Annotated in this window: 1 protein-coding gene (cut by a window edge); it reads right to left on the bottom strand. The window is 75.7% G+C overall.

Going from position 1 to position 12201, the window contains the following annotated elements; genetic code table 11:
- On the bottom strand, positions 1–12201 hold the start of the coding sequence (locus AB0M80_RS25800; protein ID WP_364569738.1) for an SDR family NAD(P)-dependent oxidoreductase. Its footprint begins 15027 nt before the window's first position; only the first 12201 of its 27228 coding nucleotides appear in the window; it begins with the start codon at positions 12199–12201; the stop codon falls past the left edge of the window.

The raw sequence follows: 12201 nt of genomic DNA, 5'->3' as shown, positions 1-12201 counted from the left end.
CGCCTCCGCGCGTTCGGCGGCGGGCAGCGGCGTGAGGGTGCGGACCAGGTCTCCGGCCGGCGCGGACCCGGTGGCGGCGCGGCGGCGGCCGGGCCGGACCAGGCCGCGCAGGACGTGCGGGATCGCCGGCTGCCGTCGCACCGCGGCGAGGTCGAGCGGCAGCGGGAGGAGGGCCGGCTCCCCGGCGCCGCGGGCCGCGTCGAACAGGGCGAGGCCGGCTTCGACGGTGACCGGCGGCATCCCGGCTTCGGCCAGGCGGCGCAGGTCCACCGCGGACAGCGTCGACGTCATGCCGCTGCCGGACTCCCACGGGCCCCAGCCGAGGGACACCGCGTGCGGGCGGTGACGGGCGAGGGCGTCCAGGAACGCGTTCGCCGCGGCGTAGTTCGCCTGCCCAGCACCGCCGAACGTGCCGACGACCGAGGAGAAGAAGAGCAGTTCGGTGCCGGGCGCGGTGAGTTCGTGGAGGTACCACGCGCTGTCGGCCTTGGCGCGCAGGACGTTCTCGAAGCGCTCCGGGGTGAGGGCGGCGAGCATGCCGTCGTCGAGGACGCCGGCGGCGTGGACGACGGTGGTGATCTCACGGCCGTCAAGGAGCTGTTCGAGGGCGGCTCGGTCCCCGACGTCGCAGGCGGCCACCTCGACGCGGGCGCCGAGCGCGGCGAGGTCGTCGAGGAGGGCGGGGGCGGCGTTGCCGGAGCGGCTGACGAGCAGCAGGTCGCGCCGGCCGCGGGCAGCGAGGTGCCGGGCGACCGCGCTGCCGAGGCCACCGGTGCCGCCGGTGATGAGGACGGTGCCGTCACGTTCGGCGGGCTCGGCCGGGGGTGCGGTGACGCGGGCGAGCCGGGCGGCGTAGAGGCGGCCGCCGTCGATCTTGAGGACGGGTTCGCCGCCGGCTTCGGCCGGGTCGAGGGAGCCGTCGGTTTCGACGAGCACGAAGCGGCCCGGGTGTTCCGCCTGGGCGGCGCGGACCAGCCCCGCGGCGGCGGCCGCGACCGGGTCGGCGGCGGGCGTGACGACGACCAGGGTGCGGTCGTGGGTGAGGGTCTCCTGGAGCTTGGCCAGGACCTGGGCGGTGACCTCGCGCAGGGACCGCGGGACGTCGTTCAGGTCGCCGGTGACGGTGAGGAGGTCGCCTCGAAGGGCCTGGGGAGTGACGGGGATCCAGTCGAGACGCAGGAGCGGTTGCGGGGCCTTGGCCGCGCCGGGGCGGCGCAGGACGAGGCGCTCGACCGAGACGACGGGGGTGCCGGCGGGATCGGTGGCGGTGAGCCGGACGCCGCCGTCGGCCGGGGTGAGCCGGACACGGAGGGCGGTGGCGCCGGTGGCGTGCAGGGTGACGCCGTGCCAGGAGAACGGGACGGTGCCGGTGAGGTCCGGGTCGAGGAGGGAGACGAGCCGGAGGGTCGCGTCGAAGAGGGCGGGGTGGAGTCCGTAGGCGGAGGCGCCGGGGCGCTGCGGTTCGGCCAAGGCGACTTCGGCGAAGATGTCGTGGTCCCGGCGCCAGGCGATGGTCGGGCCGGGGAAGGCGGGGCCGTAGCCGAGGCCGTCCGCGGCGAGGCGGTCGGTGAGGCCGGTGAGGTCGAGGGCTTCGGCGCCGGCCGGGGGCCAGGTGCCGGCGAGGCCCGCCGGCTCGGTCGCGGCCGAGCCGAATTGTGTGGCCACACCGGCGGTGGAAGTGTCCGCCGCCGAAGGGAGGCCCTCGGCCGGCGCGCTCTCCGGCGTCAGCCGGCCGGTCGCGTGGCGCTGCCAAGGCTCGTCCGTGCCGTCCACCCGCGAGGACACCGCGACCTCGCGCGCGCCTTCGTCGTCGGCGGCGCCCACCCGCACCTGCAGGTGGCGGTCCACGGTCAGGTCGAGGGGCGCCTCGATCGTCAGCTCGTCCACGCCGAGGTCCACGCCCGCCGCGAGGGCCAGCTCCACGAACGCCGTGCCCGGGAGGACCGGGGTTGCGTGCACCGTGTGGTCGGCCAGCCACGGCTGGGTCGCCGTCGTGAGGAGGCCGGTCAGGACCATGCCGCCGTCGGTCAGGTCCAGGGCCGTGCCCAGCAGCGGATGCCCCGGGGCCGACGGCCAGAAGCGCCGGTGCTGGAACGCGTACGTCGGCAAGTCCGCCACTCGCGCGCCCGAACCGGCGAACCACGCGGGCCAGTCCACAGCGGACCCGGCGACGTGCAAGCGCCCCAAAGCTTCGAGGATCGCGACCGGCTCCGGGCGGTCGCGGCGCAGGACCGGCGTCACCACCGCGGACGGCTCGTCGACCAGCCCGGCCAGCACCGCGTCCGGGCCGACCTCGACGAACGTCGTCACGCCCGCTGCACCCAGCGAGCCGAGCGCGTCGGCGAAGCGGACCGTCGCGCGCACGTGCTGGACCCAGTACTCCGGGGCCGTCACGTCGCCGGCCGCGACCACCGGGATCTCCGGCGGCGCGAACGACAGCTCCGCCACGACCGCGCGGAACTCGTCGAGCATCGGCTCCATCAGGGGCGAGTGGAACGCGTGCGACACCGCGAGCCGCTTGGACTTCCCGAAGCGGGACGCCACCTCCAGCACCGCGTCCTCGACGCCGGAGACCACCACGGACCGCGGTCCGTTCACCGCCGCGAGGTCGGCGCCGTCGACCAGCGCCGCGCGGACGTCCTCTTCGGACGCTTCGATCGCCACCATCGCGCCGCCGCGCGGCAGCGCCTGCATCAGGCGGCCGCGCGCCGACACCAGGGTGCACGCGTCCTCGAGAGTCAGCACGCCGGCCACGTGCGCGGCCGCGATCTCCCCCACCGAGTGCCCGGTGACGAAGTCCGGGCGGACGCCCCACGACGCCAGCAGCCGCGCCAGCGCCACCTCGACCGCGAACAACGCCGGCTGCGCGAAGCCGGTCTCGGCCAGCGCGTCGGCGGCGGAACCCCACACCACCGGACGCAGTGAGGGATCGAACGACGCCAGGACCTCGTCGAAGGCCGCCGCGAACACCGGGTACGCCGCGGCCAGCTCCCGGCCCATCCCGACCCGCTGGGCGCCCTGCCCGGTGAACAGGAACGCCAGCGGACCCGGCGACGCGACGCCCCGGGCGACCTCGCGCACGCCGCCGGCCTCGGCGAGCAGGACCGCGCGGTGGGCGAACCGGGCCCGGGCGGTCGCCAAGGTGTATCCGGCGTCGAGCGGCGCAGGAGAAGCGTCGGTGAGCCGCGTGATCTGCTCGGCCAGTGCCTCCTCGGACCGCGCCGAAACGACCCACGGCACGACCGGACGCTCGGCAACCCGAGCCGGCGCGACCACCGGAGCTTCGATGACGACGTGGGCGTTGGTGCCGCTGATCCCGAACGACGAGACGCCGGCCCGCCGCGGCCGGTCCGCGACCGGCCACTCCCGCGGTTCGGCGAGCAGCTCGACGGCACCGGACTCCCAGTCCACGTGGGACGAGGGCGTGCCGGCCCACAGGGACTTCGGGACCACGCCGTGGCGCATGGCCAGGATCATCTTGATGATCCCGGCGACCCCCGCCGCGGCCTGGGTGTGCCCGATGTTCGACTTCACCGAGCCCAGCAGCAACGGCGTTTCGCGGTCCTGGCCGTAGGTCGCCAGCAGGGCTTGCGCCTCGATCGGGTCACCCAGCGTCGTGCCGGTGCCGTGTGCCTCGACGACGTCGACCTCCGAAGTGGACAGTCCGGCGGCAGCGAGCGCGGAACGGATGACCCGTTGCTGCGACGGACCGTTCGGTGCGGTGAGCCCGTTCGACGCACCATCCTGGTTGACCGCGGAACCCCGCACCACCGCGAGGATCCGGTGACCGTTGCGGACGGCGTCGGACTGCCGCTCCAGCACCACCAGACCGACGCCTTCGGACCACCCGGTGCCGTCCGCTTCGTCCGCAAAGGACTTGCAGCGGCCGTCGCCGGCCAGGCCGCCCTGGCGCGCGAAGTCGAGGAACGTCGCCGGCGTGGACATGACCGTGACCCCGCCGGCCAGCGCCAGCGAGCACTCCCCCGAGCGCAGCGCCTGGGCCGCCCAGTGCAATGCCACCAGCGACGACGAGCACGCCGTGTCCACCGTGACCGCCGGGCCCTCCAGCCCGAGCGCGTACGCGACCCGCCCGGACGCGATGCTGCCCGCGGTGCCGTTGACGTCGAAGCCGCGTGTCTCGGGATCCTGCGCGATCGCCGCGTAGTCGTGGTACATCACCCCGGCGAACACGCCGGTGTCGGAGCCCTTGAGCGACGTCGGATCGATGCCGGCCCGCTCGAACGCCTCCCACGAGACCTCCAGGAGCAGCCGCTGCTGCGGGTCGGCACTGAGCGCGTCGCGGGGTGAGATGCCGAAGAAGTCGGCGTCGAACCCGGTGGCTTCGTGCAGGAAGCCGCCCTCGAAGCCGGCGCCGGGGACGTGCCAGCCGCGGTCGGCGGGGAACGGCGTGATGCCGTCCCGGCCTTCGGTCAGCAGTTCCCAGAAGTCCTCCGGCGACGCCACGCCGCCCGGGTACCGGCAGGCCATGCCGACGATCACCACGGGGTCGTCGTCGCGCGCCACCACCCGCGCCGGGCGGGAGGACGGTGCCTCCCCGGACGCCAGGAACTCCGTGACGGCGTCGGGCGTCGGGTGGTCGAAGACGAGCGTCGCGGGCAGCCGCCGCCCGCTCGCTTCGGCGAGCCGGTTGCGCAGCTCGACCGACGTCAGGGAGTCCAAGCCCAGTTCGCGGAACGTCAGCGACGAGTCGACCGACGCCGCGGACGCGTGCCCGAGGACGTTCGCCACCGTCGACACGACGAGCGCGCCGAAGTCGGCCGCCGCGGCGGCCCGGCGCGGGCGCGGCGGGGCCAGGCGGTGGAACACCGGCGGCACGACGTCCAGGGCGCGCAAGGCGGTCCGGTCGACGTGCGCGGCGACCACCGCGGGTTCGGTCCCGGCGAGTGCCGCGTCGAACCAGGCCAGGCCCTCCTCGACCGAGTGCGTCGGCAGCCCGGCGCGGGCCATCCGCCGGAGGGCGGCCTCGGCCAGCGTGCCGGTCATGCCGCTTTCACGCGCCCACGGGCCCCACGCGATCGCGCGGGCCGGGAGCCCGGCGGCGGCGCGGACGCGGACGAGGTCGTCCAGGGCGGCGTTGGCCGCGGTGTAGGCGCACTGGCCGCCGTTGCCGAGCACGCCGAACACCGACGTGAACACCACGAACGCGGACAGGTCCGGCGCCAGTTCGTGCAGGTGCCAGGCCGCGTCCACCTTCGGGGCGAGGACGCGGGCGAGGCGGTCGGGGGTCAAGGCGTCGAGCACGCCGTCGTCGAGGACGCCGGCGGCGTGCACCACGCCGGTGATGTGGTGGGCGGCGAGCAACCCGGCGACGGCCTCGCGGTCGGAGACGTCGCAGGCGACGAGGGCCACCTCGGCGCCGAGGGCGGTCAGTTCGCCGGCCAGGTCGCGGGCCCCCGGGGCATCGGCACCCCGGCGGCCGGCCAGGACCAGCCGCGGCACGCCGTGGGTGGTCACCAGGTGCCGGGCGAGGTGACCGCCGAGCCCGCCGGTGCCGCCGGTGATCAGGACGGCACCGTCGCCCCAGCCGGCCGTCCCGGGTTCGGCGGCGGGCACCGGGGCGAGGCGCGGCACCTCGACCCGGCCGTCGCGGACGCGGACTTCGGTCTCCCCGGACGTCGGCAACGCGGCCAGCTCGTCGGCCGAAGGCACGCCGGACAGCAGGAAGAACCGGCCCGGCCGTTCCGCCTGGGCCGAGCGCACGAGACCTTCGGCCGCGGCGGCGACCGGGCCACCGCGGGTGACGAACACCAGCCGGGTGTCGTCCTCGAGGTGCCCACGCAGGTGGCTCAGCACGGTCGAGGTCACCAGCCGGACACCGGCCGGGACGGGCAAGCCCACGGGATCCGGGATCGGCACGAGCAGGACGTCGGCCGACGACGGGACCGCGTGGCGGCCGGTCAGCAGCGCGCCGAGACCGTGGTCGTCCGCACCGACGACGGCCCAGGTCAGGTCGGCCGGGGCACCGAGGTCCTTGGGCGTCCACTCGACGCGCAGCAGCGGCGGCGCCACCGGGCTCGCGTCGGCCGGGGGCCGCAGCACCAGGGATCCGACGGTGGCGACCGGGGCGCCCTCGGGGTCGGTCACCGACAGGGTCACGGTGTCCGGGCCGAGGCGGCGGATCCGCAGCCGCAGCGTGGACGCGCCGACCGCGTGCAGGCCGACGTCCGACCAGACGAACGGCAGCCGGGCGCGCGGGCGCGGGTCGAGCCCGAGGAACGGCACCAGGTGCAGGGCGGCGTCGAACAGGGCCGGGTGCAGCAGGTAGCCCGCGGGATCGCCGGCCTCCTGGGGCAGGACGAGGTCCGCGCACAGGTCGTCGCCCTCGTGCCAGGCCGCGCGGACGCCGCGGAAGGCGGGCCCGTAGTCCAGTCCGGCCGCGGCCAGGGTCGGGTACAGCTCGTCGACGTCGAGGGGCTCGCCGCGGCCGGGAGGCTCCGGGAGCACCGGGGCCGGGACGCCCGCCACGAGCCGGCCGGTGGCGTGCTCGGTCCAGGTGCCGTCGGCGGCGCGGGAGTGGACGGTGACCGGGCGGCCGCCGTCGTCGGCGCCGACGCGGACCTGCACGGTGACGCCGTCGCTCGCCAGCGGCAGCGGCGCGGTGAGGGTCAGCTCGGCGAGCGCGCCGCACCCGGCCTCCGCACCGGCGCGCAGCGCGAGTTCGACGAAACCGGTGCCCGGGAACAGGATCCGGTCCTCGACGACGTGGTCGGCGGGCCACGGCAGCGCGTCCGGGGAGACGTGGCCGGTCAGCACGAAGCCGTCTTCGCCGGGCAGCTCGACGGCCGGGCCGAGCAGCGGGTGGTCCGAGCGGTCGAAGGGGCGCGCCGCGGGGCGGGCGGTGGCCCAGAAGCGTTCGTGCTGGAAGGCGTACGTCGGCAGGGCGACCCGGCGGGCGCCGGTGCCCGCGTAGAACGCCGTCCAGTCGAGCTCGGCGCCGAGCACGTGCAGGCGGCCGAGGGCGGTCGCGAACGCGGCCTCTTCGGGGCGGTCCGAGCGCAGCAACGGCACCGGCGACGCGTCCGGCAGCGTGCGCGCGACCAGGCCGGAAAGGGTGCTGTCCGCGCCGATCTCGACGAACGTCCCGATCCCGTCGTTCCGCAACGACTCCAGCGCGTCGGCGAAGCGCACGGTCGCGACGACCTGGCTCACCCAGTAGCCGGGATCGGTCAGCTCGCCGGGCTCGGCGAGACGGCCGGTGACCGTCGAGACGACCGGCAACGAGGGCTCGTGGAACGTCAATCCCTCGGCCACGCGGCGGAAGCCGTCGAGCATCGGTGCCATCAGCGGCGAGTGGAAGGCGTGCGACACCGAGAGCCGCCGGGCTTCCTCGAACGACGCCGCCAGCCGCAGCAGCGCAGCCTCCTCGCCGGAGATGACCAGCGACTCGGGGGCGTTGACGGCGGCGATCGCGACGCCGTCGGTGAGCAGCGGCCGGACCTCGTCCTCGGTGGCCTGCAAAGCGATCATCGCGCCGCCTTCGGGCAGCGCCTCCATCAGGCGGCCGCGCGCGACGACGAGCGCGCACGCGTCCGGCAGGTCGAGCACCCCGGCCACGTGCGCGGCGGCCAGCTCACCGATCGAGTGCCCGGCCACCCGGTCCGCGCGCACGCCGAGCGACTCGGCGAGCCGGAACAGGGCGACCTCGAGGGCGAACAGGGCGGGCTGGGCGACGCCGGTGCGGTCCAGCACGGCCGGGTCTTCGGTGGCGAGGGCCGCCGTGACGTCGGCCGGGAAGTGGGCGCAGACGTCGGCGTACGCGGCCGCGAAAGCGGGGAACCGCGCGGCCAGCTCGCGGCCCATGCCCGGGCGCTGGGTGCCCTGCCCGGCGAACACCGCGGCGACCGCGGGTTCGACCGCGGGCGCGGTGCCGGTCACGATCTCGGCCCCGCCCAGCAGCACGGCCCGGCGGTCGAACGAAGTGCGCGTGGTGACGAGGGAATGGCCGATATCGACCGGATCGGCGTCCACCGTCCGGAGCCGGTCGACGGCCGCGCGCAGAGCCGCTTCGGACTGGGCCGAGACGATCCACGGGACGGCCGTCACGGCGACCTCGCGCGCGGGTGCGGCGACCGCGTCCGCCGGGGCCTGCTCCAGGATCAGGTGGGCGTTCGTGCCGCTGATGCCGAACGACGAGACGGCCGCGCGGCGCGGACGGCCGGCGTCCGGCCAGCCGCGGGCCGCGGTGACCAGGTCGATCGCCCCCGCCGTCCAGTCCACGTGGGACGACGGCGCGTCGGCGTGCAGCGTGCGGGGCACCACCCCGTGCCGCATCGCTTCGATCATCTTGATGACGCCCGCGATGCCGGCCGCGGCCTGCGTGTGCCCGATGTTCGACTTGATCGATCCGAGCAGCAGCGGCGTCGGCCGGTCCGGCCCGTAGACGGCGAGCGCGGCGCGCGCTTCGATCGGGTCGCCGAGCCGGGTGCCGGTGCCGTGCGCTTCGAGGACGTCGACGTCGGCGGGCGTCAGACCCGCGTCACCGAGGGCTTCGCGGATCACGCGCTGCTGCGCCGGGCCGCTGGGCGCGGTGAGGCCGTTGGACGCGCCGTCGGAGTTGACCGCGGAGCCGCGCACGATCGCGAGGACGTCGTGGCCGAGTTCGCGGGCGCGCGAGAGCCGTTCGACGACGACCATGCCGACGCCTTCGGCCCAGCCGGTGCCGTCCGCGCCGTCGCCGAACGCCTTGCAGCGCCCGTCTTCGGACAGGCCGCCCTGCTTCGCGAACTCGACGAAGATGCCGGGCTCGGCCATCACCGTGACGCCGCCGGCGATGGCCAGCGAGGTCTCCCCCGAGCGCACCGACCGCACCGCCAGGTGCAGCGCGACCAGCGACGACGAGCACGCCGTGTCCACGGTGACGGCCGGGCCGCCGGTGCCGAGCACGTAGGCGACCCGGCCGGAGACCAGGCTCGGCGAGGTGCCGGTGAGCACGTACCCCTCGGCGTCGCCGGTGCCTTCGGCCAGCCGCGGGCCGTAGTCCTGCGCGGTGGCGCCGACGAACACGCCGGTCCGGGTGCCGCGCAGCGAGGACGGGGCGATCCCGGCGCGTTCGAGGGTCTCCCACACGACTTCGAGTACCAGCCGCTGCTGCGGCTCCATCGCCTGCGCTTCCCGCGGCGAGATGCCGAACAGGCCGGCGTCGAACCCGGCGACGTCGGCGAGGAACCCGCCGGGCCGCCCGGTGCCGAGCACGGACGCGGGCCAGCCGCGGTCGGCGGGCATCGCGGTGATCGCGTCCACTTCGGACTCGACGAGCCGCCAGAGTTCCTCGGGCGAACCGGCTCCGCCCGGGTAGCGGCAGCCGAGGCCGACGATGACGACCGGATCGGCGTCGCCGGAAGCGGCGATCGCGGGTGCCGTCTTCGGCGCGGCGCCGGCGAGGTGCTCGGCGAGCGCGCGGGCGGTGGGGTGGTCGAACAGCTCCGTCGTGGCCAGGGTGCGGCCGGTGGCGGCGCCCAGCCGGACGGCGAGATCGACGTTCATCGCCGAGTCGAAGCCCAGCTCGCGGAAGGACGTCCCCGGGTCGACCTCGGCCCCGAGGACCGCGGCGGCCTCCGCGCGCACGAGCTTGAGCAGGTCGCGATCGACGGGCGCCGCGGAGGGAGCGAGCTCGGGCGCGTCGAACCAGTGGCGTTCGCGGTCGAAGGCGTAGGTCGGCAGGTCGAGCGGCCGGCCCCCGGCGGTGAGCGCCGTCCAGTCGACGTCGATGCCCCCCACGTACAGCTCGGCCAGCGCGGCGAGGGCACCGACGGCTTCCGGGCGCCGGGACCGCGAAGACCGCACGGTCACCGGGTCGTTCCCCAGGTTGGCACGGACGAGCGAGGTGAGCGTGCCGTCCGGGCCCAGCTCGAGGAACGCCGTGCTGCCCTGCTGGGACAACGTGGTGACGGCGTCGGCGAACCGGACGGTGTCGCGCGCCTGGCGGACCCAGTACTCGGGCGAGCACAGCTGGGCCTGGCGGATGACGCGGCCGGTCACCGTCGACACCATCGGCAGCCGCGGCGGGCGCAGGTCGAGCTGCTCGACGACCCGGCGGTACTCGGCCAGCATCGGGTCCATCAGCGGCGAGTGGAACGCGTGCGAGACGGCCAGGCGCGTCACCTTGCGGCCGTCGGCCGCGAACCGGGCGGCCAGCGCCAGCACCGGCTCTTCGGGGCCGGCGAGCACGACCGAAGCGGGGCCGTTGACCGCGGCGAGCACGACATCGTCGCCCAGCAGGGGTTCGACCTCGGCGGCGGAGGCGCGGACGGAGACCATCGCGCCGCCCGGCGGCAGCGAACCCATCAGCCGGCCGCGGGCGGTGACCAGCACGCAGGCGTCGTCGAGGGAAAGCACGCCGGCGACGTGGGCGGCGGCGATCTCGCCGACCGAGTGCCCGGCGACGTGCTCCGGTTCGATCCCCCACGAGGAGAACAGCCGGTACAGCGCCACTTCGTAGGCGAACAGCGCGGGCTGGGTGTGCCCGGTTTCGGCGAGCACGGCGGCGTCGGCCGAGCCCGGCTCGGCGAACAGCACGTCCCGCAGCGGGCGTTCGGTGTCGCAGCGCGCGCAGATTTCGTCGAGCGCCTCGGCGAACACCGGGAACCGGTCGTATAGCTCGCGGCCCATGCCGGGCCGCTGGGCGCCTTGGCCGGGGAACAGGACCGCCAGCCGGTGTTCGCCCGCCGTGCCGGTGACGACGTCGGCTGACGGCTCGCCGGCCGCGAGCGCGGGCAGGGCGGCGGGGTCGAGCACGACGGCCCGGTGCGGGAACGCGCCGCGGGTGGTGACCAGGGAGTGGGCGACGTCGAGCGGATCGGCGTCGAGGGTGGTCAGGGCCTCGGCCTGGCCACGCAAGCCACCCGGGGTGCGGGCCGAGAGCACCCAGGGCGCGGTTTCGGACGGGGTGTGCTCGGGCGGCTCCGGGACCCGGGGCGCGGCGGAGAGGACGAGGTGGCAGTTCGTGCCGCCCATGCCGAACGACGAGACCCCGGCGTAGGCGTGTCGTCCGGGCCACGGCACGGGGGCGACGGCGACGCGCAGGCGCCAGTCGTCGAACCGGATCGCCGGGTTCGGGTGCTCGTGGTTGCGGCTGGGCGGAACTTCGCCGTGGGACAGCGACAGCGCGACCTTCAGCAGGCCCGCGATCCCGGCGGCACCTTCGAGGTGCCCGATGTTCGTCTTGACCGAACCGACCCACAGCGGGTCCGCCCCTCGGCCGGGCGCGAAGACGGCGCCGAGCGCGGCCGCTTCGAGGGGGTCGCCGACACGGGTGCCGGTGCCGTGCAGCTCGACGTACTTGACGGCGTCGGCGGGGACGTCCGCGCGGCGCAGCGCGGCCCGGATGACCGCTTCTTGGGCGTCGGCGCTCGGCGTCGTGAGGGTCTCGCTGAAGCCGTCGTTGTTGACCGCGCCGCCTTCGATGACGCAGTGGATGCGGTCGCCGTCCCGCAGGGCGGCGGCCAGGGGCTTGAGGACGACGAAGCCGCCGCCCTCGCCGCGGACGTAGCCGTTGGCGCGTTCGTCGAACGTGTAGCAGCGGCCGTCGGGCGAGAGGCCGCCGAACCGGTCGGCGGCGATGGTGCTTTCCGGGGCCAGGTTCAGCTGGACGCCGCCGGCCAGCGCCAGCTCGGCTTCGCCGCTGCGCAGGGCCTCGCAGGCGAGGTGCACGGCGACCAGCGACGACGACTGCCCGGTGTCCACCGACAGGCTCGGCCCGCGCAGGCCGAAGGTGTAGGAGATGCGGTTGGCGACGACCGCACGGCTCTGCCCGGTGAGCGTGTGGTGCCCGATCGCGTTCGCGCCGCCCTGCTTGAGCAGCGTGGCGTAGTCGTCCGCGCTCGCGCCGACGAAGACGCCGGTCGAGGAGCCTTCGAGGCGGGACGGCACGATCCGCGCGTCTTCGAGGGCCTCCCAGCCCAGTTCGAGGGCGAGGCGCTGCTGCGGGTCCATCGTGGCGGCCTCGCGGGCCGGGATGCCGAAGAACGCGGCGTCGAAGGTGTCCACTGCAGACAGGAAACCGCCGCGACGGGTCTCCGGCGGGACCGAGGACCGGCGGTTCTCCGGGACCTCGGTGGTGCCGTCGGCGCCGTCGCGCAACAGGGTCCAGAAGGCGCCGGGCGCGGGCGCCGCGGGCAGGCGGCAGGCCAGGCCCACGATCGCGACGGCACCTTCGCGTGCAACGTGCTCGGCTCGATCCAC

Source organism: Amycolatopsis sp. NPDC051045, assembly GCF_040682955.1.
Classification (GTDB): Bacteria; Actinomycetota; Actinomycetes; order Mycobacteriales; family Pseudonocardiaceae; genus Amycolatopsis.
Note: the sequence above shows the minus strand (reverse complement) of the source record. Positions and strands in the feature narration are given on the sequence as shown.